This is a genomic window from Actinoplanes sp. NPDC051475, from assembly GCF_040689425.1.
GTDB lineage: Bacteria > Actinomycetota > Actinomycetes > Mycobacteriales > Micromonosporaceae > Actinoplanes.
In genome coordinates this window covers 60,616-84,930 of sequence record NZ_JBFAZZ010000004.1, presented here as the reverse complement: position 1 = coordinate 84,930, position 24,315 = coordinate 60,616, and the positions used below count along the sequence as shown (strand labels likewise).

The 24,315-nt window shown below is 71.4% G+C and carries 21 protein-coding genes and 1 pseudogene; 13 read left to right on the top strand and 9 right to left on the bottom strand.

All coding sequences use genetic code 11. The features are described from left to right. Nucleotides 1-15: 15 nt before the first annotated feature. Nucleotides 16-1,554, top strand: a complete 1,539-nt coding sequence (locus tag AB0368_RS09880) for an LPXTG cell wall anchor domain-containing protein (RefSeq protein WP_366153423.1) — start codon at nt 16-18, stop codon at nt 1,552-1,554. Between the two features lie 54 nt (nt 1,555-1,608). Here the strand turns inward: AB0368_RS09880 and AB0368_RS09875 are convergent, their stop codons facing one another. Further along, nucleotides 1,609-2,679 (bottom strand): DNA polymerase ligase N-terminal domain-containing protein, encoded by a 1,071-nt coding sequence (locus AB0368_RS09875; protein ID WP_366153422.1) that lies wholly within the window; start codon nt 2,677-2,679, stop codon nt 1,609-1,611. Nucleotides 2,680-2,752: 73 nt separating this feature from the next. Between AB0368_RS09875 and AB0368_RS09870 the strand changes: the two genes are divergently transcribed. After that, nucleotides 2,753-3,418 (top strand): helix-turn-helix transcriptional regulator, encoded by a 666-nt coding sequence (locus AB0368_RS09870; protein WP_366153421.1) that lies wholly within the window; start codon nt 2,753-2,755, stop codon nt 3,416-3,418. On the opposite strand, the gene AB0368_RS09865 is transcribed toward AB0368_RS09870, so the two are convergent. Then, nucleotides 3,411-3,806, bottom strand: coding sequence for a VOC family protein (locus AB0368_RS09865; protein ID WP_366153420.1), 396 nt, complete (start codon nt 3,804-3,806; stop codon nt 3,411-3,413). The genes AB0368_RS09870 and AB0368_RS09865 overlap by 8 nt on opposite strands. Before the next feature lie 141 nt (nt 3,807-3,947). Between AB0368_RS09865 and AB0368_RS09860 the strand changes: the two genes are divergently transcribed. From AB0368_RS09860 to AB0368_RS09850, 3 genes are all read left to right on the top strand, one after another. Beyond that, nucleotides 3,948-5,057: an FAD-dependent monooxygenase gene (locus tag AB0368_RS09860; protein WP_366153419.1), complete on the top strand. Its 1,110-nt coding sequence runs from the start codon at nt 3,948-3,950 to the stop codon at nt 5,055-5,057. 123 nt (nt 5,058-5,180) lie between these two features. Continuing rightward, entirely contained in the window at nt 5,181-6,932 is a 1,752-nt protein-coding gene (gene ctaD, locus AB0368_RS09855; RefSeq protein WP_366153418.1) for a cytochrome c oxidase subunit I, read from the top strand. A gap of 184 nt (nt 6,933-7,116) precedes the next feature. Beyond that, entirely contained in the window at nt 7,117-8,520 is a 1,404-nt protein-coding gene (locus AB0368_RS09850) for an MFS transporter (protein ID WP_366153417.1), read from the top strand. Nucleotides 8,521-8,668: 148 nt separating this feature from the next. Here AB0368_RS09850 and AB0368_RS09845 read toward each other — a convergent pair whose 3' ends face one another. The 4 genes from AB0368_RS09845 to AB0368_RS09830 form a co-directional block, all read right to left on the bottom strand. Then, nucleotides 8,669-9,529: a tetratricopeptide repeat protein gene (locus AB0368_RS09845; protein ID WP_366153416.1), complete on the bottom strand. Its 861-nt coding sequence runs from the start codon at nt 9,527-9,529 to the stop codon at nt 8,669-8,671. 415 nt (nt 9,530-9,944) lie between these two features. Then, nucleotides 9,945-10,529, bottom strand: a complete 585-nt coding sequence (locus tag AB0368_RS09840; RefSeq protein WP_366153415.1) for an isochorismatase family protein — start codon at nt 10,527-10,529, stop codon at nt 9,945-9,947. A gap of 123 nt (nt 10,530-10,652) precedes the next feature. Beyond that, complete coding sequence (locus tag AB0368_RS09835; RefSeq protein WP_366153764.1) at nt 10,653-11,939, bottom strand: nicotinate phosphoribosyltransferase; 1,287 nt, start codon at nt 11,937-11,939, stop codon at nt 10,653-10,655. Nucleotides 11,940-11,951: 12 nt separating this feature from the next. Next, complete coding sequence (locus AB0368_RS09830; protein ID WP_366153414.1) at nt 11,952-14,537, bottom strand: LuxR C-terminal-related transcriptional regulator; 2,586 nt, start codon at nt 14,535-14,537, stop codon at nt 11,952-11,954. 272 nt (nt 14,538-14,809) lie between these two features. Between AB0368_RS09830 and clpS the strand changes: the two genes are divergently transcribed. Both clpS and AB0368_RS09820 read left to right on the top strand, forming a co-directional pair. Next, nucleotides 14,810-15,100: an ATP-dependent Clp protease adapter ClpS gene (gene clpS, locus AB0368_RS09825; RefSeq protein WP_366153413.1), complete on the top strand. Its 291-nt coding sequence runs from the start codon at nt 14,810-14,812 to the stop codon at nt 15,098-15,100. A gap of 28 nt (nt 15,101-15,128) precedes the next feature. Then, a complete protein-coding gene (locus tag AB0368_RS09820) occupies nt 15,129-15,626 on the top strand; it encodes a DUF2017 domain-containing protein (RefSeq protein WP_366153412.1) in 498 nt (165 codons plus the stop codon). Here AB0368_RS09820 and AB0368_RS09815 read toward each other — a convergent pair. Beyond that, nucleotides 15,623-16,453 (bottom strand): aldo/keto reductase, encoded by an 831-nt coding sequence (locus AB0368_RS09815; protein WP_366153411.1) that lies wholly within the window; start codon nt 16,451-16,453, stop codon nt 15,623-15,625. The genes AB0368_RS09820 and AB0368_RS09815 overlap by 4 nt on opposite strands. A 99-nt stretch (nt 16,454-16,552) precedes the next feature. Here AB0368_RS09815 and AB0368_RS09810 point away from each other — a divergent pair. The 3 genes and pseudogenes from AB0368_RS09810 to AB0368_RS09800 all read left to right on the top strand — a co-directional run bounded on the left by AB0368_RS09810 (nt 16,553) and on the right by AB0368_RS09800 (nt 18,406). After that, a pseudogene (locus tag AB0368_RS09810) lies at nt 16,553-17,055 on the top strand (M67 family metallopeptidase). A gap of 65 nt (nt 17,056-17,120) precedes the next feature. Next, entirely contained in the window at nt 17,121-17,435 is a 315-nt protein-coding gene (locus AB0368_RS09805; protein ID WP_366153410.1) for a MoaD family protein, read from the top strand. Nucleotides 17,436-17,440: 5 nt separating this feature from the next. Continuing rightward, complete coding sequence (locus AB0368_RS09800) at nt 17,441-18,406, top strand: cysteine synthase (RefSeq protein ID WP_366153409.1); 966 nt, start codon at nt 17,441-17,443, stop codon at nt 18,404-18,406. Here the strand turns inward: AB0368_RS09800 and AB0368_RS09795 are convergent. Then, nucleotides 18,403-19,254: a hypothetical protein gene (locus AB0368_RS09795; protein ID WP_366153408.1), complete on the bottom strand. Its 852-nt coding sequence runs from the start codon at nt 19,252-19,254 to the stop codon at nt 18,403-18,405. The two genes, AB0368_RS09800 and AB0368_RS09795, sit on opposite strands and share 4 nt — an antisense overlap. A 263-nt stretch (nt 19,255-19,517) precedes the next feature. Here AB0368_RS09795 and AB0368_RS09790 point away from each other — a divergent pair, with 263 nt between their 5' ends. Continuing rightward, entirely contained in the window at nt 19,518-21,368 is a 1,851-nt protein-coding gene (locus AB0368_RS09790) for a sigma-70 family RNA polymerase sigma factor (protein WP_366153407.1), read from the top strand. 38 nt (nt 21,369-21,406) lie between these two features. Here AB0368_RS09790 and AB0368_RS09785 read toward each other — a convergent pair whose 3' ends face one another. Further along, the gene (locus AB0368_RS09785; RefSeq protein ID WP_366153406.1) at nt 21,407-21,829 is read right to left on the bottom strand and encodes a hypothetical protein; all 423 of its coding nucleotides are present in this window, start codon (nt 21,827-21,829) and stop codon (nt 21,407-21,409) included. A 292-nt stretch (nt 21,830-22,121) separates the two neighbouring features. Between AB0368_RS09785 and AB0368_RS09780 the strand changes: the two genes are divergently transcribed. Both AB0368_RS09780 and AB0368_RS09775 read left to right on the top strand, forming a co-directional pair. Beyond that, entirely contained in the window at nt 22,122-22,868 is a 747-nt protein-coding gene (locus AB0368_RS09780) for an MBL fold metallo-hydrolase (protein WP_366153405.1), read from the top strand. Between the two features lie 164 nt (nt 22,869-23,032). Then, a complete protein-coding gene (locus AB0368_RS09775; protein WP_366153763.1) occupies nt 23,033-24,256 on the top strand; it encodes a glycosyltransferase in 1,224 nt (407 codons plus the stop codon). The last annotated feature ends 59 nt before the right edge of the window (nt 24,257-24,315 follow it).

Here is a 24,315-nt window from a genome sequence, read left to right as displayed (position 1 = left end):
GGGAGGAATACTTCGATGCCGTCCATCTCCGCCCGGCGCCTCGCGGCGGGATTCGCCGCGCTCGCCGCCGCCTGCGGTCCCGTCGTGGCGATCGCCGCACCGGCGTCCGCGGCCGCCCCTGACGCCGGGCTGACCATGATCCTGCGGAACGTGACCCTTCCGGTCGGCGGTACCGCTGTGGAACTGGAGCCGTCCTGGTGGGCGGACGAGGAGATCGTCCTCGACAAGCCGCGGATCACCTACACGCTCAGCGGCCTGACCGGCGTCTCGCTGTCCGAGGGGGAGGGCGTCGGCGAGTGCGTCAACGAGTCTCCGACCGAACTCACGTGCGACGACCCGTGGGAGCTCTCCACCGGGCCGGACGGCCAGGGCGGCTGGTTCACCGCCGTGCTGAAGGCATCCGCCACGGCCGTTACCGGCACCTCCGGGACCATCACGGCCACCTTCGAGGCCGAGGGCATCACGCCGATCACCGAGAAGGCCACCGTACGGGTCGCCGGCGGCGTCGACCTCAAGGCGGGCCCGAACGTCCGGCTGAGCCGCAAGCCGGGCGCCTCGTTCGACGCGCCGCTGGTCGTCCGCAACGCCGGCCGGACCGTGGCCGAGGGCGCCGCCGTCATGTTCTACAACGACTACGGGTTCCAGCCGACGAGCAGCTACAGCAACTGCTTCTACCGCGACGGCGAGGTGACGGCCTGCCGCTTCGACCAGTCGTTCGCCCCGGGCGCGAGCCTGCGCGGCGTGATGCCCTACAAGCTCGGGGCCGACACGTACGCCCCCGGAGGCGCGTTCGGCGAGCTCGAGTGGGTCACCCCGGCTGAGCTCGAGGATCTCCAGAGCCTGCTCCGCCAGGAGGGCCGTACGCTGGGCCGCCCCGGCAGCGGCCAGGTGCTGAAGCTGGGGCAGGTTGCCTCCGCGAGCAGCCTGCAGGCCGACACCAACCCGGACAACAACTGGAGCCACGTGGACGTTCGCTCCACGGGCAAGAACGGTGCCGACCTCGTCGCCCTCGGGGCGAGGCTGACGGGTGCGGTCGGCGATGTGGTCACCGCCAAGATCGGGGTACGCAACGACGGTCCGGCCACGCTCGACTTCGGCCGGGCCGGCGACGCCGTCGCCCACGTCGAGGTCAAGCTGCCGAAGGGCACCGAGCTGGTCTCCGCGCCCGAGGGCTGCTCCCGCGACGGCGCGGTCTACAGCTGCTACGGCGACTGGTTCCTGAAGGTCGGCACCTCGGAGACGTACGAGTTCAAGCTGCGGGTCACCAAGGTCCTCCCGGACGCCAAGGGCGAGGTCGTGGTGAACGCGCCATGTGAATGCTCGCAGTTCAGCAACGACACCGACCCGGCGAACAACACCTCGGCGATCGTCCTGAACGGAACGGGCGGCTCCGGCGACAGCGGCGGCAGCGGAGCCGGTGGCGGTCAGGGCGGCGGTCTGCCGGTGACCGGCCCGGTCGCCGGCGCCATCGGTGGCGCCGGGCTGGTGCTGCTGGTCGCGGGCGGCGCAGGCGTGGTCATCGCCCGGCGGCGCCGCACCCGCTTCGTCGCCTGACGCTCCGCAATCACGACGCGCCCGCCCCGCCAGGCGGGCGCGTCGCTCGCGGTTTCAAGGGGTGTCTACGGCAAGCCACAGGCGGCTGCGGCGGCCCGGGAGATAGGGCGAGTCGAGGCGCTTGGCGACCACGCCGGCCAGTCCCTGCGCCTGCGCGGTCTGCAGCGCGAACTCGCCCCCGCCCGGGAAGTACGGCGGCGTCTGCCAGTTGTCGCCGGCCAGGCCCAGCCCCTCCAGCAGCTCCCGTCGCTCCGCGTAGCGGACCAGCTCCACCGTCGAGTGTCCCTCCAGCCACAGCAGGTCGTAGATCAGGAACTGCACCGGCGTGCGGTCCGCGGCCCGCCGCGCCGCCGCGGAGTCGCGCGGGGCCCGGCGGCGCTCCAGCAGCTGCGGCGAGACGGTGGGCCCGTCGAACGCCACGATCTCCCCGTCCAGTACGGCCTCGAGCGGCGCGAGCGCCTCCCCGAGCGGCCGGACCTCCGGGTACCAGGAGGTCACGTCGGTGCCCGTCGCGTCGGTGAGGCGTACCCGGCCGCCGGACACGTATGCGAGGGTGCGGCGGCCGGCCCAGCTCAGCTCGTACCCCCAGTCATGGTCGTCCGTCGGGAGGCCGGCGGCCCTGGTCGCGAGCATGGGTTCGACGGCCTCGGGCATGCTCTCCCAGCCGGGCTCCGGCGGGTCCATCCGGCGGACCATCCAGTCCCGGCCGCCGGTCTGGAAGAAGACGTAGCGGCCGGAGGTGCGGTCGCCGTGAAAGGTGACGCCGATCTCGTCGTCGCGCCACTTGTCCGCCTCGTAGGTGCCGTGGTCATGGATGATCATGTGGCCGCCGCCGTACTCGCCGGCCGGGATCTCGCCGTGGAAGTCGAGGTATTCCAGCGGGTGGTCCTCGGTGTGCTTGGCCAGGTTGTTCCGGGCCCGGTCGCGGGGCAGGCCGCGCGGCACGGCGAACGACACGAGTACGCCGCCGCGTTCCAGCCGGACGTCCCAGTGCAGGCTGCGGGCGTGGTGCTGCTGGATGACGAACCTGGTCCCGCCGGTCGGGCGGGGCCGGGCGCGCGGCACGGGCTCCGGTGTGCGACGGGCGTCCCGCTTGCGCCGGTACTCGTCCAGGCGGTCGGTCATGTCTCGATTGTCTGCCCGGATTACACGGTTGTCATTCGCGCGGACTGTCATACCCCCGTGCCAAGGTGAACCCATGTACGCCGAATGGGCATCGAAGCTGCCGCACGTCGTCGCGTGGCGCAGCGTCGTCCCGCCCGGCCGCCCGCCCACGCGGGTCCTGCCCGACGGCTGTCTGGACGTGATCTGGCAGGACGGCAGCGTCTTCATCGCCGGCCCGGACACGACCGCACAGGTCGTCGGGGCGCCGTTCGGCAGCACGCTGTTCGCCCTGCGCTTCGCCGACGGCGTCGGCGCCTCCGTGCTCGGTGTCCCGGCCGACGAGCTGACCGACCGCCGCGTGCCCCTCGACGACCTGCTCCCTCCCGCCGAGGCGCGCCGGCTCGCCGGGGCCGACGACCCAATCCCGGCGCTGGAGGCGTTCGCCCGGCGCCGATGGCAGACCCCGGACCGGGCGATGGTCGCGGTCGCCGAGGAAGCGCGAGCCGGCGTGCCGGTCGGCGCGATCGCCGAGCAGTGCGGCCTCAGCCCGCGACATCTGCAGCGACGATGCCGGACCGCTTTCGGGTACGGGCCCAAGACACTGGCCCGCATCTTCCGGCTCCAGACGGCGGTGAGCCTCGCGCGGCGTGGCCACCCGTTCGCCGACGTGTCGGTGGCGGCGGGCTACGCCGATCAGGCCCACCTGTCGCGGGACGTGAAGGCCCTGGCCGGCGTGCCCCTCCGGGAGCTGATCACGTAGGAAGTGGCGCGAAGAGATCCACGTTGTTGCCGTCAGGATCGAGCACGACGCCGTAACGCTGTCCCCAGTGGGCGTCCCAGGGCTCCAGGTGGGACTGGTAGCCGGCGGCGACCAGGGCAGCGTGCGTGTGGTCCACGTCGGCCGGGTCATCGCAGGCGAAGGCGAGGCTGACCCGGCCATCCCCGGCGGCGGGGGAGAAGCCGGGGTGGAAGGAGCGGATGGTCTCGTAGGTGTCCCACATGAGCCGGATGCCGCCGGGCAGCGTCGCCTCGGCGTGCGGCGCTTCCGCGGAGCCGGCCGGGATGTCGAGGCCCAGCACGCGGTAGAACGCCAATGACTTTTCCATGTCGGCCACTGCAAGGCCGATCGCAGCGAAGGTAGGTGCCATGACCACGACGCTACGAGCCGTCCACGGCGCTCGTCTTGAACAAATCGGACGTGATCATTTTCCTGGGTGGCCTGGTTCGGTGGCGCCCGGTAGTGTCTTGGCTCCGACGCGTATCGACCACCCCTCGGAGGCGTTGCTGCGATGACCTTGCGCATCCTGGTCGTGGGCGCCGGCATCAGCGGCCTCGCGGCGGCCCGGGGGCTGCGGATCGCGGGCTTCCGGCCGGACGTGGTGGAGGAGCTGCCCGCCACGATGGTTCCCGGTGCCGGCATCTACCTGCCGGGCAACGCCTCGCGGGCGATGCGCCTGCTCGGCCTCGACGCCCCGCTGCGCCCCCTGGGCGATCTCATCTTCCGGCAGGTCTTCCAGGACAGCACCGGCCACGAGCTGTTCGAGCTGGACGTGGCCGCGCTGTGGGCCGGCGTGGGCGAGTCCCGGGCGCTGTCCCGCGCCGACCTGCAGCAGGTGCTGCTCACCGGCGTCGGCGGCGAGGTGCGCTACGACACCGCCGTCCGCGACCTCGACCTCATCGACGGCGCCGCCAAGGTCGAGTTCGCCGACGGCGGCGTCGCGGAGTACGACCTCGTGGTCGGCGCCGACGGGCGGCGCTCCATGATCCGGGAGAAGGCCGGCCTCGGCGGCCCGGCCGTCCCGACCGGCCAGATCGTCTACCGCAGCGTGGTCAGCGGAGGGCCCGCGCTGAGCGACTGGACGGCTCTGCTCGGTCATCGCGCCCAGTTCGTGGCCATGCCCATGGGCGGGCGGCGGCTCTACATCTACGCCGATGAGACCGCCGGATCCGACACCCCCGGCCCGGCCGACCCGCAGGCGCGGCTGCGCGAGCTGTTCGGCGACTTCGGCGGGTGCGTCCCGGCGATCCTGGACGCGGTGGAGAAGGTTCAGGTGGCGCGCACCGACGAGGTGGCGATCGACAGCTGGGTCGCGGGGCCGGTGCTGCTCGTCGGTGATGCTGCCCACGCCACCACCCCCAGCCTCGCCCAGGGTGCCGCGATGGCCCTCGAGGACGCGGTGGTGCTCGGGGAGGTGCTCAAGGCTTCCGGCGGGGATGTCCGGGCGGCGCTGCGCACATACGAGCGGCGCCGCAGGGAACGCTGTGACCAGGTCCGGGAGCGGACCCGTGAGCGCGACCGGACCCGGGACGTGCCGCCGGCGGAGCGCGACCCTATGCTGCGCAGGCGGGGCCAGCGGATCTTCACGGACCACTACCGAGCGCTCGTGGAGCCGTTCTGAGACCTGGGTGGTCTTTGGTCACCCCGCGCCCGCCGGGGGTCGGCGGGGGACTATTCTGCCTGCGAGGTACGCCTTTCACTTCGGGTGTACGCAGTGGGACGAACGAGACACCGGAGGCTATCCGTGACGACCGTTGCGCCTAAGCCGATCGTGACCCGGCCATGGCCGGTCAGGCAGCAGGTCAAGGGCTCGGCCCTCGCACGGATCCTGCGGACGACGGACGCGAAGCAGATCGGGATCATGTACATGATCACCGCCTTCGTGTTCTACATCCTGGGCGGCTTCATGGCCCTGCTCATGCGCACCGAGCTGGCCCGGCCGGGCATGCAGCTGCTGTCGCCGGAGCAGTACAACCAGCTGTTCACGATGCACGGCACGATCATGCTGCTGTTCTTCGCGACGCCGATCGTGTTCGCCTTCGCGAACTTCGTGGTGCCCATCCAGATCGGCGCGCCGGACGTGTCGTTCCCGCGGCTCAACGCCTTCGCATACTGGCTCTACCTGTTCGGCGGCACGATCACCATCGCCGGGTTCGTGACGCCGGGTGGCGCCGCCGACTTCGGCTGGTTCGCGTATACGCCGCTGAGCAACTCGCTGCACTCGCCGGGCATCGGCGGCAACATGTGGGTGGTCGGCCTGGCGTTGTCGGGTCTGGGCACGATCCTCGGTGGCGTCAACATCATCACGACGATCATCACGCTGCGCGCGCCCGGCATGACGATGTTCCGGATGCCGATCATGACCTGGAACATCCTGGTCACCAGCCTGCTGGTGATCATGGTCTTCCCGTTCCTGGCCGCCGCGCTCTTCGCCCTCGCCGCCGACCGCGTGATCGGTGCCCACGTCTTCGACGTCGACACCGGCGGCCCGATGCTGTGGCAGCACCTCTTCTGGTTCTTCGGCCACCCCGAGGTCTACATCATCGCGCTGCCGTTCTTCGGCATCATCACCGAGGTCATCCCCGTCTTCAGCCGCAAGCCGGTCTTCGGCTACAAGGGACTGGTCGGCGCGACCCTGCTGATCGCGGCGCTGTCCATGAGCGTGTGGGCGCACCACATGTTCGTTACCGGCCAGGTGCTGCTGCCGTTCTTCAGCTTCCTGAGCTTCCTCATCGCGGTGCCGACCGGCATGAAGTTCTTCGTCTGGATCGGCACGATGTGGCGCGGCCAGATCAGCTTCGAGACACCGATGATGTTCGCGATCGGCTTCCTGGTCACGTTCCTCTTCGGCGGCCTCTCCGGCGTGCTGCTGGCGGCCCCGCCGATCGACTTCCACGTCTCGGACTCGTACTTCGTCATCGCGCACTTCCACTACGTGCTGTTCGGCACGATCGTGTTCGCGGTCTTCTCCGGGATCTACTTCTGGTTCCCCAAGATGTTCGGCCGGATGCTCGACGACCGCCTCGGCAAGGTCCATTTCTGGCTGACGTTCATCGGCTTCCACGCCACGTTCCTGGTGCAGCACTGGCTCGGCGCCGAGGGCATGCCCCGCCGCTACGCCGACTACCTGGACACCGACGGCTTCACCTTCCTCAACACCTTCTCCACGCTCGGCTCCTTCGTCCTGGGCGCCTCGACCCTGCCGTTCCTCTACAACGTCTGGAAGTCGTACAAGGTGGGCCAGCTCGTCACGGTCGACGACCCCTGGGGCGCGGGCAACTCCCTGGAGTGGGCGACCTCGTCCCCGCCGCCGCTGCGCAACTTCGACCGCATGCCGCGCATCCGCTCGGAGCGCCCGGCCTTCGACGCGAAGTACCCGGAGCTGGCCGCGGGCGAGCTGTCCATCGCCGGCCCCCCGGAGGGCGGCGCCCGCCCCCTGACGGGCGAGTCCGACGGCGGCGCGACGTACAAGGAAGACCTGAGCGACCGCAAGTAGCCCGACCGCAACGACGAGCAGCCCGCCCCGGTGTCGCACCGGGGCGGGCTTCTTCGTTCCCGGCACCGCCGACCCGTCCCCGGCGGCGTCTCCCGGACCGCCGGCGGCCGAGAGTGAGCTCGGTCAAATCCGTTGGGAATGTCGTACCCCTGGCGGAGACTGTCGGGCGGAGGTTAGGACCGCAATGACACTCACGCCTTACCGCGAGACGCTCGCCCTGCGCGGGATCCCGTCGCTGCTCATCGTGGCGACCCTGGCCCGGATCCCGATCACCGCCGGCGCGGTCACGCTCACCCTGCACGTCACCCAGGACCTGCACCTCGGGTACGGCGCCGCGGGGCTGATCGGCGCCGCGTTCACCATCGGCAGCTCGCTGGGCGCTCCGGTCATCGGGCGGATCACCGATCGCCGGGGGCTGCGGCCCGTGCTGGTGCTCACCACCGCCGCCGAGGTGACGTTCTGGTCGGCGGCGCAGGCCATGCCGTACTGGGCGCTGCTCGTCGCCGCGCTCATCGGCGGATTCCTGACGCTGCCCGCGTTCGCGGTGGCCCGGCAGACGATCGCGGCCCTCGCCCCCGAGTCCCACCGCCTGCCCGCCTTCGCCCTCGACTCCATCACCACCGAGCTGTCGTTCATGACCGGGCCCGCGCTGGGCGTGCTGATCTCCACGACCGCCGGCGCCCGCGTGGCGATGTTCGCGGTCGGCGGCGGCATCCTGCTCTCCGGCATCGGCCTCTACCTGCTGAACCCGCCGATCCGAGGCAAGCACGAGGCACCGATCTCGGCCGGCGAACGAGCACCCCGCAGCACCTGGCTGCGCCCCCGGCTGATCGCGGTCCTGGCCATCAGCAGCGCCGCCACCCTCGTGCTCAGCGGCACGGACGTCGCGGTGGTGGCCGTGCTTCAGCGCTCCGGCGAGGTCGAGTGGACCGGGGCGGTGCTGGCCATGTGGGCCGCCTACTCGTTGCTGGGCGGATTCACGTACGGAATGGCCAAGCAGGGCTTCCCGCCCCTGATGTTGTTCGCGCCGATGGCCCTGCTGACGATCCCGGTGGGGCTCGCGGGCGGCCACTGGTGGCTGCTCGGCCTGCTGTTGCTGCCCGCGGGAGCCCTGTGCGCCCCGACGATCACGGCAACGGCCGACGCGGTGAGCCGCCTCACCCCCGCCGCCGCCCGCGGCGAGGCGATGGGCTGGCACAACTCCTCCCTGACCGTCGGCGTCGCGCTGGGTGCGCCGCTGGCCGGCGTGGTGATGGACGCGACGTCGCCGGCGTGGGGCTTCGCAGCGGTCGGCGGCGTCGGGCTGGCGGTGGCAGTCCTGGTCCTACCCCCCGAACTCCGCCGCCGCCGCGAAGAGAGGGCGACCGCTTCGGTGCGTTCTGGAGCTGCGGGCCAGGGCGCCGAGGTGCCGGAGAGCCAGCCGGTCGGTGCGAGTGCCGAGACGGCGGGGCGTGGGCCGGAGAGTGCGGGCGTCGGCGTGGTCGGGGCCGGCCAGATCGGTGCCGAGGCGGGGGCGTGGCAGAACGGCTACGGCGGTCCGGCCGCCGAGTTTCCGTCGCCCGACGACGCCCCGACACCGGCCCGATGACCGCGACGTCGTGAGGCGCGTCCTCCACGCCGGCGGGCGAGATCCCTCCCGGGGGCTGGCTCTGCTCGCGAGTTGTGGGTTCTGTCCCGCGAAGCGTGATCGATGGTTATCGTGATTGATCGTTAGGCCGCGAAGCAGAACCGCGCGCTCAGTCCTCGAGCAGGTCTCGCAACGCCGCTGCGGCCAGCGTGTCCCCGCCCTCCGCGGCCTGGCGGAAGTGTCGCTCGGCACCGACCAGGTCGCCGTGGCGCTCGAGCAGGACCGCGAGGTTGTGATGCGCGTGCGTATCGCCAAGCTCAGCGCCGGCGCGGTAGGCAGCTTCCGCAGCGACGTCGTCCCCGAGGACATCGGCGTAGAGGTTCCCCAGCGGAACCATGCTTTCGGTCTCGCCCAACTCCATGCCACGCAGGAACACCAGGCGGCCCTCTTCGACCCGCCCCGTGCTCACCAGCAGGCTACCGAGGTCCGCGCGGGCCGAGGGGTACAGCTCCGCTCCGGCGCGCAGGGCCGGCTCGAGGGAGGGGTCGAGGCTCTCGTCCCACCGCCAGCAGGCCAGCACCGCTGCAGCCCGCTCGTTGCCCGCGGCACTGGCGCGTTCGACTGCATCGAGGGCCGCGTGGCGCTCGCCCTGCTCCCGCAGGGCGAAGGCCAGCATCAGTGCGCCGCCGTTGTCCCCGGCCCGCTCGGCCTGCTCGTAGGCGCGCATCTCGCCGGCCAGGTCGCCGAGTTCGTGCAGCACCATGCCCAGGTTCAGCCACGCATCGGTTTCGCCGCGCTCGAGGGCAAGCTCGTAGGCGTCTACTGCTTCATGCAAGCGTTTCTGCCCGGCCAGGGTGTTGCCGAGGTTGAAGGCGGCGCCGGCATCGCCCAGATCCGATGCTCGCCGGAAGCAGTACTCCGCGCCGTCAGCCTCGTCGCTGTCCGCGAGGTCGCACCCGATGTCGATCAGCTCGTCGATGTCGGAGGTCGCGTGCGCTTTGCGCAGCAACTGGGCCGGGGTCGTCTCCACGATCTTGATCGTGCCTCACGTGGCAGCAAGCCCGCGAGCGAAAGCACTGTTCGAACCGCCCTAACTCGACGCCGCGAGCCGCGGCATAAAGGACGAAGCCATCGCGGGCTTCGGCGATCTCGCTGATCTCTACGCCGTCAAGGTGTGGCAGCAGTCTGCCTATGAACTCATCACACCGTCGCCCAACGATCGATCATGACGAGCATCGATCACCATTCGCGGGACAGAACCCCAAACCCGCGGAGATAGCCAGGCGGCAGAGTCGCACCAGGCCAGCGGCAGGCTGGACGCTGCTGAGGGCGCGGCGACGTCAGACAGTCCTGCCGGCGGCATGGGGCTCGGCCTGCGGCGTAGCGAAGTGAAACGCGCAGGCGGCAGGGCGGCCTGCGATGCCGTGGGTGATGCGCTGGAGGCGTCAGGTGGCCGGGGTGACGATCGGCTGGCCCGTCGTCGCCACCGCCGCCTCCTCGAACTGGCTGAGGGCCGCCGTCGTCGTGGCCTCTGCGACCCCCGCGGTCAGTTCCAGGAGGACCGTCGTCGCGAATCCCGCCGCCTTGGCGTCCAGCGCGGTCGCCCGTACGCAATGGTCCGTCGCGATCCCCACCACGTCGACCTCGGTCACCTCGCGGGCGCGCAGCCAGTCCGCCAGGCCCTCACCGGTTTGCGTGTGGCCCTCGAACCCCGAGTACGCCGCCGCGCGCTCGCCCTTGTGGAAGACCGCCTCCACCCGCTCCGTGACCAGGGACGGGTGGAACTCGGAGCCGGCGGTTCCCACTACGCAGTGGGCGGGCCAGGAGTCGACGAAGTCGGGGTGCGTGCTGAAGTGCGCCCCCGGGTCGACGTGGTAGTCCTTGGTCGCCACGATGTGGTCCCAGCGGCCGGTGGACCCGGCGAGTGCCGACGAGATCGCTGCGGCCACGCCGGCGCCGCCCTGGACGGCGAGGGAACCGCCCTCGCAGAAGTCGTTCTGGACGTCGACGATGATCAGGGCTCGGGACACGGCGTCCTCCAAGGTCGGGTCGACCGGCGCGAGCGCCGGGATGAGGTCAACGGCGGAAGGCGGCCGGCCGGGCGGCGGGGTGGTCCGGCACACGGCCGGCCCGGGTGGGTCGGCGGGCGTACCTCAGGTGGTCGGGACCACCGTGACCGGGATGGCCGGGTCCCCCGCGGACAGCTTGAGCCCCTCCCACGGGATCGAGATCAGGCACTGCCGCAGATGCTCCCGCGACTCCGCAAGCGCCGAAGTCTCCATGATCTCGCCGTCGGCCACGAAGGACCGCTGCAGCAGCCGGTCGTTCGCCTGGTGGTCCGGGACGCCCTGGGAGACGACTATCTCTTCGGTGGCCGTACCCGTCGGTTTGTGACGGCGGATCGCGGTCTTGCGGCCGCCCACCGTGGCCTTGTTCTCCGAGCGCTTGACCACCGGCCGGCCCTCCACCTCGACGAGCTTGTAGACGAGCCCGGCCGTCGGTGCCCCCGAGCCGGTGACCACGGCCGTGCCCGCGCCGTACATGTCGACCGGTTCGGCGGCGAGGGTGGCGATTGCGTATTCGTCCATGTCGCCCGAGACGATGATCTTCGTTTCGGTGGCGCCGAGGGAGTCGAGGAGTTCGCGGGAGTGCTGGGCCAGGACCGAGAGGTCGCCCGAGTCGATGCGGACGGCTCGCAGGTCCGGGCCGGCCACCGCGATGGCGTTGCGGATGCCCTGGGCGATGTCGTACGTGTCCACGAGCAGCGTCGTGTTCTTGCCCAGCGCGGCGACCTGCGACGCGAAGGCGGCCGGTTCGTCGTCGTGCAGGAGCGTGAACGCGTGTGCGGACGTACCCGTGGTCGGGATGCCGTAGCGACTGCCTGCCGCGAGGTTGGACGTGGAGGCGAAACCCGCGAGGTACGCCGCGCGCGCCGACGCCACCGCGGCCTGTTCGTGGGTGCGCCGGGAGCCCATCTCGATGATCGGCCGGCCCCGGGCCGCGGTGACCATGCGGGCCGCCGCCGAGGCGATGGCGCTGTCGTGGTTGAGCACCGACAGGATGAGCGTCTCCAGCACCACGCATTCGGCGAATCCGCCGGTCACGGTGAGGATCGGGGAGCCGGGGAAGAACAGCTCGCCCTCGGCGTACCCGTCGATGTCGCCCGTGAATCGGTAGTCCGCGAGCCAGGCCGCCGTGGTCTCGTCGACGATGCCCGCCTTCCGCAGGAAGGTCATGTCCTCCTCGGTGAAGCGGAATTCGCGGACCAGCTCGATCAGCCGGCCCTGGCCGGCGGCGACGCCGTAGCGACGGCCGCTCGGCAGGCGCCGGGCGAACACCTCGAAGACGCTGCGGCGATGCGCCGTCCCGTCCCTGAGGGCCGCACTGACCATCGTCAGTTCGTAATGGTCGGTCATCAGCGCCGGCGAAAACTCAGCAATCACGGTCCCACCCTATTGCGGAAGGAGCCGGAGCGCGGGCGCAAGCTCGTTGCGCCCGTTCACCCCCAGCTTTGTGTAGACGCGCTGTAAGTGGTTTTCGACGGTACGTGGTGACAGGAACAGGCGGTCGGCGATCTCGCGGCTGCGCACGCCGTCCGCCGCCAGTTCGGCCACCTGTCGTTCGCGGACGGTGAGCGTCGGCTGCACCGAGCGGAGGGCGGGCGTCCGGAGGGCGTCGCACCGGGCCAGCACGTCGGCGAGCAGGGTGCTGGCCGCCAGCGCCCGGGGGTCGCGGGCGGATCGGAAGATCCGGACCGCGCCGGCCGCCGCCTCGGCCGCGAAGACCTGGTAGCCCAGGCCGGAGAGCTCCCGGGCGATGGTGAGATGGGCCTCGCCGTCCGCGTCGGCGACGGCGTGGCGTACCAGGAGCGGGGTGGCGCGCCCGCCGACGGTCTCGGCCAGCTTCGTCATCCGCCCGGCGGCGAGGTCCGGCCGGCCCAGGCGGACGAGGTCGTAGAGGACGAGCAGCTCCACCGCATGGAAGCCGTCGGCCCGCAGCCGGGCCGCGGCATCGTGCAGCACCTGTACGGCGGTGGCGACGTCCCCCGCGCAGGCACTGGTCCAGGCGCGCGACTGCTGCCGCCACGCGTAGTAGAGCCCGGTGGCGTGGCCGGCCGCGGCCTCCGCGATCTCCAGCGACGACCGCGCCAGAGCGTAATCGCCGCGCATGGCCGCAATCGTGGCGCGGGCGAAGTGGGCGCTGCCGTCGTAGACGCGGACCATGGCGAGGGCCGCGCAGGCCTGGTCGACGGCCCGCAGCGCCTCGTCGGTGCGCCCGCGCAGCCACGCCGCCCGGGACTGGAGCAGCGACACCCAGCCCGAGCCGAAGCCGAAGCCGCCGGACTGCGCCAGGTCGGCGAACTCCGCGGTCAGGATGTCGTCGATCCCCGGCAGGTCCAGCGAGACGGTGACCAGCGTGCCCTCGGCCATCTGGAGTGCGTACTGCAGGGTCGGTAGGTCCCGCCGCCAGGCCTCCCGGTCGGCGCCGGCGGCCTTGAGCAGTGCGCGGGCGCCGTCCGGGTCGCCGCCCAGCGCTGCCAGGAAGGCCAGCACGCATCTCGCCAGCCCGCGGGCGGGGGTGGTCGCCGCGGGCGCGTGCACGACGCCGACCGCCAGCTCATGGGCGCGCTCCACGGCGCCGACCTGGAGGCTCAGGAACGCCTCGACCGCCCGTACGCGGGCCGTCTCGGCCGGGTCGGCGGGTCGCACCGCGGCGAGCGTCTCGGCCGCCTCGGTTCTGCCGAGGCCGAAGAACTCCACCGTCGCGCGGGCGGTGATCCGGCGCGTGCCGTGGTTCGGCGCCGCGTCCAGCACCGTCAGGGCCGCCTCCGGCTCGTCGGCGAAGAGCAGCGCGGTGGCCAGCAGCTCCGCGGCCGGGTAGCCGGCGCCGGCGTCACGGGCGGCCGATGCCAGCCGGCGGGTCAGGTCCATGTCGAACCGGGCGAAGGCCTGCGCCGCCGCGTCGAGCAGCAGCGTGCCGTCCTGCGCCGTGCCGGAGTCGAGGCGCCAGACCGCGACCCGCAGCAGATCGTCGCGCCGCCGCGCACCGGCCTCCGCCACCAGGTCGGCGAGCGTGGCCAGCAGGCGGCGTGACCGGGTGACCGGGCATCGCCGCCGCACCACCTCGCCGTACAGCGGATGGGCCAGCCGGACGTCGCGGCGGCGCTCGTCACCCACGACCCGGATCAGCCCGCGCTCCTCGGCGGTCTCCACGTCGGCCGGGTCGGCGGCGCGTAACAGCAGCGACAACCCGACCGGCTCGCCGAAGGACACGAGTTCGAGCACGTCGCGTACGCCGGCGGTCAGGCTGCCGACCCGGGCGTCCACCAGCTCGGCCAGGCTGGGCGCCAGCGCGAGGCGGCCGTTCCAGCGCCAGAAACCGTGGGCCTGGGTCAGCTCACCGCCCCGGACCGCGGCCATCACCAGCTCGCGCAGCAGGAGCGGGTTGCCGCCGCCCAGGCGGGCGATCCGTTGCGCGGATCCGGCCTCGACCGGCCCGCCGACCAGGGTGGCGAGCAGCGCGCGGGAGTCGTCGGCGCTCAGCGGTGCCAGCTCGGCGTGTTCGACCAGGCCCTCGGTCCACAGTGCGGCGATCGGTGTCGGCACCGGCTCGGACGTCCGCAGCGTGGCGAGCAGCGTCGCCTCCTCGCGGACCAGCAGGTGCACCAGGGCCGCCGACGGCGGGTCCAGGAGGTGGGCGTCGTCGACCGCGAGCACGATCGGGCGGTCCCCGGCCTGGGCGCGCAGGCCGTCGGCAGTCCAGCGCAGCAGCCCGGCGGGGGAGACGCCGGCGGGCGGGTCGGCGGGCAGGATCTGCGCGAGCCCGCCGAACGGGAGGCCGGAGCTGGCGATGTTGGCCGAGGCTCGGTGCACCGCCCAGGCGTCGTCCGGCAGCACCGCCACCGACTCGTGCAGCAGCCGGCTCTTCCCGATGCCGGCCGCACCACTGAGGATCAGGCCGTGTTCGGACTCGTTCGTGGCAACTGTCCGGAGGCGGGCCAATTCGTCGGCACGGCCCACGAATGCCCAGTGCTCCACCGAGTAAGCATATCGAGGTCTGTCATGGTCTCGTCGCTGCCCGTGCCCTGTCCCAGAATGAGTATCCCCCGGTCAAGCGGTGAGTAATGCGGTGTCTGTCCCGGGACGCCCCGGCCGTTTACCGTTCGGCGGTGCCGGCGCGACGTGCCCGGGCCCTGCCTGGCGGGGCGGGCCCGGGCGCCTGCCGCTCCCGTACGCGAGGAACCGCGCCCCGCCGCGTCGTTCCTCGGCGGTCGAGCCTTCGTCCCGGACGGCGTGGCACGATGGGGGGCATGGCGTTGCCTCAGGTCGCTCCCGTCGAGACGCCGCAGATCGAGGAGGTACCGGCTCATGACCGGCCGTGGGTGACCATCGTCTGGGACGATCCGGTCAATCTGATGTCGTACGTGACCTGGGTCTTCCAGAAGCTCTTCGGCTACAGCCATGAGAAGGCCGAGGAGCTCATGATGGATGTCCACAACAAGGGCAAGGCGGTCGTGTCGACCGGCGCGCGGGAGCGTATGGAGATGGACGCCTCCCAGCTGCACGGCTACGGTCTGTGGGCGACGGTGGACCGGGCGTGAGGACCGATACTGGGCGGGTGATCGACTGATGTTCCGGCGCAACGGCAACCTGTGCGTGGCCTCCTTCGCCGTGGACGAGGTGCGGGTGCTCCGCAAGGTGGCCGGCGAGGTCGTGGGGCTGATGATGGACGGCTTCGACCACACCGACCCGGTCGTGTCCCGGCTCTTCCCGGACATCTACCCGGACCGGCCCGACGACTCCGCCGAGTTCCGCCTCTACACCGAGGGCGATCTCAAGACGGGGAAGATCGATCAGGCCGGTGCCATCCTCGCGGCCCTGCCGGACGACGGCCCGGGCGAGGTAAGGCTCGACGGCGAGGAGGCCGAGGCCTGGCTGCGGGCGATCAACGACGCCCGGCTGGCGATGGCCACCCGGCTCGAGATCGAGGCCGACACCGACCTCGGCGAGGAGCTCGACGAGGCGGTCATCCACGACCCGGGCTCGAGCCGGGTGTTCCAGCTCTCCGTGTACGCGTACCTGGGCTATCTCCAGGAATCGCTGCTCAACGCGCTCCCTGAGGTCTAGGCCGCATCCAGCTCGCGCAGCTCGGCATCGTCGAGCGTCAGGTCCGGGGCCTGGGCGGAGTCGGTGATCGACTCCGGGCGGCTGGCGCCCGGGATCGGGATCACCACCGGGCTCTTCGCCAGCATCCAGGCCAGCGTCACCCGCTGCGGGCTCACCCCGTGCGCCTCGGCGACCCGTGCGAACGGGGCGAAACGGTCACCCAGCTCGCCGGCGCGGCTGATGCCTCCCAGCGGCGACCAGGGCAGGAACGCCAGCCCGAGCTCGTCGCAGAGCCTCAGCTCCGGCTCGGAGGAACGGAACGCCGGCGAGAACTGATTCTGTACGGAGACCAGCCGGCCGCTGAGGATCTCCCGGGCCTGCCGGATCTGCACGACGTCGGCATTCGAGATGCCGGCCATCCGGATCTTGCCGGCGTCGAGGAGGTCCCTCAGCGCGCCGATCGAGTCCTCGTACGGGACCCCGGGGTCGGGCCGGTGGAACTGGTAGAGGCCGATCGCCTCCACACCCAGCCGCTTGAGCGACGCCTCGACGGCCTCCCGCAGGTGCGCGGGGGAGCCGTCCAGCGTCCAGGAGCCGTCGCCGGGTCGCAGGTGGTCGCCCTTGGTGGCGACGAGCACCCCGGAGGCGTCCCCGCCCCAGCTCGCCAGGGCCTGGGCGATCAGGGCCTCGTTGTGCCCGACCTCGTTCGCGTGCAAGTGGTACGCGTCGGCCGTGTCGATCAGCGTCACGCCCGCCTCGAGGGCGGCGTGGATCGTCCGGACCGAGCGCTCGCTGTCGGGGCGCCCCTCGATGGACATCGGCATGCCGCCGAGCCCGATGGCGCCCACCTGGACATCTCCTATGGTTCGCTGCCTCATGCGGAGGATGTACCCGGGGTGAGCACTGCCACGCCCGCTTCGCGCCGGCGCCACGGTAATGTGAACGACGTGCTGACCATCGACAGCGCGATCATCGAAGCGATCGTCGCCCACGCCCGCCGGGATCACCCCGACGAGGCCTGTGGCGTCGTCGCCGGCCCGCTCGGCAGCGACCTGCCGACGCGGCACATCGCCATGGACAACGCGGCGCGGTCGATGACGTTCTACGAGTTCGACTCGATGGAGCAGCTGCGGGTATGGCGGGAGATGGACGACCACGACGAGGAACCCGTCGTGATCTACCACTCGCACACCGCGACCGAGGCCTACCCGTCGCGCACGGACATCTCGTTCGCCGGCGAACCGGGGGCCCATTACCTGCTCGTCTCAACCCGTGAGCCGGACTCCGAGGAGATCCGCTCATTCCGTATCGTGGACGGTGTGGTGACCGAGGAAGAGGTCAACATCGTGGATGCGACGGTGGACGCGTGAGTATGAGTGCGGGCGGGTTCGCCGTCCAGTCGTACATGTTCGGGCAGAGCCCGGCGTCGGTCTATTACGAGTGTCGCTGAGCGACGACTCCCGACCCGTCCTGAACATCTCTCGACACACTCTTCCTGCTAGGAGCATTTCCACCATGGCTATCGAAGTTCGCGTTCCGACCATCCTGCGCAGCTACACCGGCGGCTCGAAGGTCGTCGAGGGCTCCGGCGACACGCTGTCCGGCCTGATCGACGACCTGGACGCCAAGCACTCCGGCTTCAAGGGGCGGCTCATCACCCCCGATGGCGGCCTGCACCGGTTCGTCAACATCTACGTCAACGACGAGGACGTCCGCTTCCTCGGCGCGCTCGACGCCAAGCTCAACGACGGCGACTCCGTGACCATCCTCCCGGCCGTGGCCGGCGGTGCGCTCGGCTTCGCCGCGGCGGCCGCGCTGCTGCGTAAGTAGGCGTCATGGCTCGCTACGAGAGCCTCCTGGACGCCTGCGGGGGCACGCCGCTCGTCGGCCTGCCCCGGCTCTCACCGACGGTGCCCGACGGGGCACCGCCGGTGCGGCTCTGGGCCAAGCTCGAGGACCGCAACCCGACCGGCAGCATCAAGGACCGGCCGGCGCTGTTCATGGTGCGCGAGGCGGAGGAGTCCGGCCGCCTCCGCCCCGGCGACACCATCCTCGAGCCGACCAGCGGCAACACCGGCATCTCCCTGGCCATGGTCGCCAAGATGCGCGGCTACCGCCTGGTCTGCGTGATGCCCGAGAACGTCTCCTCCGAGCGCGTCCAGCTCCTCCGCATGTACGGCGCGGAGATCATCTTCTCGCCGGCCGCGGGCGGGTCCAACCAGGCGGTGGCGGTCGCCAAGCAGATCTCCTCGGAGCACCCCGACTGGGTGATGCTGTTCCAGTACGGCAACTCCGCCAACGCCCGCGCGCACTACGAGACGACGGGCCCCGAGCTGCTGCACGACCTGCCCACGATCACCCACTTCGTGGCGGGCCTGGGCACCACGGGCACGCTCATGGGCACCGGCCGCTACCTGCGGGAGAAGGTCGACGGCATCCAGATCGTCGCGGCCGAGCCCCGCTACGGCGAGCTGGTGTACGGCCTGCGCAACATCGACGAGGGCTACGTGCCGGAGCTCTACGACGCCTCGGTGCTGAGCCGCAGGTTCTCGGTCGGCACCCGCGACGCGGTGCTGAGGACCCGGCAGCTCGTCGAGGTCGAGGGCATCTTCGCCGGCTTCTCCAGCGGCGCGATCCTGCACGCCGCGCTCGCCGTGGCGCACGAGGCCGTCCGCGAGGGCAAGCGGGCCGACGTGGCGTTCGTCGTCTGCGACGCCGGCTGGAAGTACCTCTCCACCGGCGCCTACGGCGGCACGCTGGCCGAGGCGGAAGACGCCCTCGACGGGCAGCTCTGGGCCTAGAACGCCGCCTCGACGAACACGTTGTCCGCCTGGAGCCAGGACCCGCGGCCGGGGCCCCAGTAGCCGACGAAGACCTTGAAGTTCTTTGCGTTCTCGGAATTGAAGGAGACGGTGAGCAGCCGGTACTTGCCATCGGTCGCCCCGAACCGCAGCTCCTGCAGCACCGTCCCATCGGCTCGACGGATTCCGAAGAAGCCCGCATCGTAGGTTCCGGACGTGCGGACCCAGGCGCGGAGCTTGTAGGTCTGGTGCGGCGGCAGACTGACGGCCTGCGTCAAGGCGTTCCACCGCGTGCTGTCGGTGTTGATGAACGCCAGGGCGCGACTGTCGTGCGCCGCGCCCGGGGTGCGGTCGATGCCCTTCCAGCCAGGCCCTTCCGTTGCCCATGGGGAGGCAATCCCGGCACCGGGTGCGCCTTCGAAGCTGCCGTCACCCACCGGGTTCTGGGCCCACTGGCACAGTGGCGACGCGCTGCCGTACGGGGTCAACCGGATCGACGAGATCCGCCCCCGCCAGTGTTCACCGGCGGGCAGCCCGGCCGAGACATCCGCGAGGTCCCGCACAGCGTGGCCATCGGCGCCGCCGTCGAAGTTCGCGCAGGCTCCCGTATACAGCTCGCCGTCCCACACCGTCAGCACCATCCAGCTACCCACCTGTAGGGACGCGGGCACGTTGTTCCAGTCCGCCAGGCAGACGGGCCAGCAGTCGCGGGTCACGCCGCGCAGGTCGTACTGGGCGGGTGCCGGGCCCAACCGCACGCCGTCGTCGGCGAACCCCGGGCTCTCCCAGAACATCACCTCCCGGGCCGGTGCTTCGGCGTGGGCGGGCGAGGCGACGGGCAGCAGCACTCCCGTCGCCATGAGCACGACGCCGAACCACCGCAGCGTTCGGCCCACCATCGTTGTCGTTCGCACGGTTCCTCCAACTGTTCCTGGACGCCGGCTGATCGCCGGCAACCAGAACGAGGGGCCGACGCCCCGTAGACCTTTCAGTCCGGAGCTGTGACGTCGATCACATCCAGTCACGCGATGGGGCAGTAAGGAAATCGGCCTCCCCGCCCTCGTTGTCCATAGGGCCCACCGCGGGCCCGGTCGAGGAAACGGAGACCCACATGTCCGACAGGACCGATGATCGGCAGCAGCGGCTGCCCGCATTCGTCGGACGAGCGCTCGTCGCCGCCCCGGGCAGCGCCGAGCACCACGCCGTCTGGGCCGAGCTGATCGACGAAGCCCTGCGGGACAAGGCGTACGCGATCGGCCGGTCGAAGGTGCGCAAGCCGGAGTTCCTCGACGTGGCCTGGTCCGAGGCGGCGATCAAGGCGATGCGGTGCCTGCCCAAGCTCGAGAAACCCGCCAGCTTCGACCAGTGGTTCTGCGCGATTTTCGTCAGAGAGGCCCGCGCCGCGTCAAAGCGGGAGACGGACGTCGCCAACCGGCGCGTTCCCCTGCCCGAGGACGACGCCGCGGACCCGGGACCGATTCGGGAGGCAAGCGCCGAGGAGCGCGCGGTCGATCGGGAGCACCTTGACCGACTGACAGTCCGCGCGCTGCGGCGGCTTACCGGCACCGAGCGGCGAGCGCTCCTGGTGAGCGTGGAGACCGGGCTGGAAGGCATGGAGCTGGCGATGGAACTGTCCCACCGCGGCCCGCACCCCGTCAGCCAGGGTTCGGTGTATGTCTGCCTGTCACGCGCCCGGGCGAAGTTGCGCGGCCCACTGGCCGCCGCCTGCCTCGTCGCCCGCCGGGCCGGCTGCCGTGACCTCGACGAGCTCCTGGGGAGCGCCACGAGCCGACCGCTGCCGGACAAGCTCATGGACGCGGTCGAGGACCACGCGAGGCGGTGCCGCCGGTGCCGTGCCGGCCTGCTGCAGTTCCCTCCGACGCTCACCGAGCGCACAGAGGCGCTGCAGCTGATCGCGGAACATTCCGGCATCCCACTGCACAGCGCCCCGGCCGCCCCGGCCACCGGGTGGCTCGCCCCGTCCCCGGGGGCGGCGACACCGGTGCGCGCGCTCCATTACGGCTGGAAGGCAGCGGTCGCCGCGACAGCGACGGCCGGCGTCGTCGCATACGCCGCCCTCGGTGCACCGACGCACCACTCAACGGCCGCCGGCCCGGTTCCGAGCGTCGCGCCGCTGGTGGGCATCGCGACGTCCACGGCCCCGTCGAGCGTCGTCACGGCCCCCGGCTCGCCCACGGCGGCGTCGGGGGCCTCCGCGGCCACGTCGTCCACCTCGAAAGGATCCGCGGCAACGCCGTTCATGTCGACGGCCGCGCGGCCGCGGCCCGCGCGGTCCGGTCCCTACGTGTACGCGGCGATGATGAGCAACGTGGAGGTCGTCCCGTACGCGCCCATGGACGGCTACAGCGTCAGCTCCCGCGGCGGCGGCGTTTCGATGCGGACCGAGGGCGTCGGCCACTACGTCGTTCGCTTCGCCGGGATGCAGGACCAGCAACCTTCCACACGGTCGGGGGCCGTGTGGCTCGTCAACCAGCCGCCCGGGCCGCCGCCGAAGGCGTACTGCCAGGTCGGCGACTTCCAGAGTGGCTCGGACGCCGAGGAGGTGGACGTTCGCTGTTTCGCCCCGACCGGCGAGCGGGCCGACGGACAGTTCTCGCTGGCCTACACCCGCGACGGCCGCCTCAACTACGCCCGCCGGGACGCCACTGCGGCGTGGCTCGTACGCCGACCGGACGGCTCGAGCAACGCCTACAACAGCACCGGTGCAGGCAACTCGGTCCGACAGGTCGGGGTGGGCCGCTACAGCGTGACCTTCGGTGCCGTAGGCGGACCGACGGATGCGAAGGACTTTCAGCTCACCCCGCTCGGTACGCGCGCGGCCACCTGCACCCTGCAATGGCCGCCAGGCGGCACGACCGACATGGTCCTCGAGGTCGGGTGCACCGTTCTCGCCGGTACGCCGATCGACACCGGCTTCGTCCTGGGCCACTCACGGCCGTGAACCGCTCCGCCTCCACGACGGTGCTCACCTGCCTGGCCTTAGAAGGCCACCGCCAGCATGATGTCGGCGGTCAGCGGCACGGCGGCGGCGGTCAGCAGGGCCAGCGGTAGGACCCGGCGGTGGATCGACAGGAACGCGCCCACGGCCAGCGCCACGCTCACCATGCCCAGGAACGCCAGCACCCACGTGTACCAGCCGGGGACCCCGCCGCCGATCTGCGACACGAGTCCGCGCACCCCGACCCCGACGCCGGCCAGGCCCAGGAACGACGCGTAGAGCGACATGCCGAGCAGGCGGCGGGTCCCGGGCGTCGGGTCGTCGGCCGCCGGAAAGCGGAACAGGACCTCGTCCTCCGGGTCTCGCGGGGCCGCCGTCCGGGTCGGCTCCCAGCCGAAGGGAACGACATCCGGCGCCGTAACCTCGCTTGTGTGGCCCGCCTGCTCTACGTCCGTTGTCGTCACGTCGTCGTACCCCTCCGCATTGCCCCGGATGTCCCTTCACCGAGTGCAACTGGCGCGACTCACAAGGCGTAACGCGGGAGAAAATGACCCAGCTCACGACGGGTGTGACATACGTTGTCGATTTAGCGACAAATCGATCAGACGTTTACGTGACGCACTGGTCCCGGCGTAGGCTGCGCAGCGTGATTGACTGGTCTGCATTCTCTGCCGATGGGCTTTAGCTTTCAGTCTTTAACATTCGAGACCGGGCAGCGGAGTCGTGGACGACCGAGCGTGAACCAGAGGGACCCACATGCGACTGACCGTTCTCGGCTGCGCCGGCAGTTTTCCCGGCCCCGAGTCGGCCTGTTCCGCCTATCTCGTGGAGGCCGACGGCTTCCGGCTGCTGATCGACTTCGGCTCCGGATCGCTGTCCGCGTTGCAGCGCTACGCCGGCATCGATGCCGTGGATGCAATCCTGCTCACCCACCTGCACTGTGACCACATGCTGGACGCCTGCACCTACGTGGTGGTCCGTCGCTACGCCCCCGGCGGGCCGATGCCCCCGCTGCCGGTCTACGCGCCCCTCGGCGCCGCGGAACGCATCTCGGCCGCTTACAGCTCCGAGAACGAGCCCGTGGACGACGTCTACACCTTCTACGCCCTGCAACCCGGGACGTTCCCCATCGGTCCGTTCACGGTCACGGCCGATCGGGTCAACCATCCGATCGAAACCTATGGGGTACGGGTGGAGCACGGCGGCAGCGTCCTCGCGTACTCCTCGGACACCGCCCCCTGCGAGCCGCTGCTGCGCCTGGCCCAGGGTGCCGACCTGTTCCTCTGTGAAGCGAGCTACCTCGACGGTGTGGCCAACCCGCCCGACCTGCACCTGACCGGCGGCGAGGCCGGGGAGGCCGCCACCAAGGCCGACGTGGGCCGGTTGCTGCTGACGCATCTCGTGACCGCATGGGGCTCGGAAGCCTCTACTGTGGAAGCCGCGTGCGCCGCGTACGCGGGTCCGGTGGAGGTGGTCCGCCCGGGTGCCCGCTACGATCTTTGAACTTGCCGAGGGGACGGCACGAGCGCACCATCGGAATCGATTGTGACCTTGGAAGGCCCTGCATGACCGACTGCACCGAACTGCGCTTTCCGCCGGCGAGCAACGGCCGTTCCGGTGAGGGCCAGGAGGGCATGCCAAGCGGACTCAGCATGACCGGTGGATCAATGGGCGGGCGTGGACTGCGCATCGTCCGGCTGGCGAACTTCGTCTCACCCCGTTCCGGCGGCCTGCGGACCGCCCTGCGCCACCTCGGCGAGGGCTACCTGCGGGCGGGCCACGAGCCGATCCTCATCGTCCCGGGCCGCGAGCGCTCCGACGAGATGACCGAGCAGGGCCGCGTGATCACGCTGCCGGGCTATCACCTGCCGCGCACCGGCGGCTACCGGGTCCTCGCCGGGCGCCGGGAACTGACCCGCCTGCTGAACGAGCTGGCCCCGGACCGCCTCGAGGTCTCCGACCGCTCCACCCTGCGCTGGACCGGCCGCTGGGCCCGCGAGCGCGGCGTGGGATCGATGATGGTGTCCCACGAGAGCCTCGCCGGCCTGCTGGGTGTCTGGGGCATGCCGCACCGCGACTCCCTCGCCGACCGGCTCAACCGGCGTACGGCGGAGACCTTCGACCAGATCGTCTGCACCACCGCATTCGCGGCCGCGGAATTCCGCCGCCTCGGCGTGCCCAATTTGGTCGAGATCCCGCTCGGGGTCAATCTGCGCCAGTTCCACCCGAGCCGTCGCGATCCGGCCGTCCGCGACCGGTACGCCCGCCCCGACGAGCTGCTGATGGTCTTCTGCAGCCGGCTCTCCGCCGACAAGCGCCCCGAGCTCGCCGTTGACACCGTCGCCGCGCTGCGTGCCGCCAAGGCGCCCGCCGTGCTGGTGATGGCCGGCGACGGGGCACGGCGGGCGGCCCTCGCCTATCGGGCGGCGCGCCTGCCGGTCCGTTTCGCGGGGCACATCACCGAACGTGACGACGTCGCTGCGCTGCTGGCGAGCGCCGACGTGGCCGTCGCACCCGGGCCGGTCGAGACGTTCGGGCTCGCCGCGCTCGAGGCACTGGCCTGCGGGACTCCCGTGGTGGCGAACGCTGCCAGTGCGCTGCCCGAGGTCGTGGGCGAGGCCGGGATCGCCGTGCCCGGCACGGCGGAGGCGTTTGCTGAGGGCGTACGGAAAATCATGGAGCGGCCCGAGCACGAACGCCGAGCCGCCGCACGTGCCCGGGCCGAGCTGTTCGGCTGGCCGCAGGCGGTGGAGGGTTTCCTCCGGGCGCATGGCGCCCAGCCGGCGCTGCGGCCCCCGACGGTGGTGACCCAGCCCAGCGCGGGGGCGTTGCGCCCGGCCGTCCCGGCCGTGGCGGCGGCATCGACCGTCTGGGCCGCCGACCGCCTCTGAGTAATCCACAACACGGAGTTGTCCACAGCCGCGGCACCCCGCGGCACGAAGCGGTCACG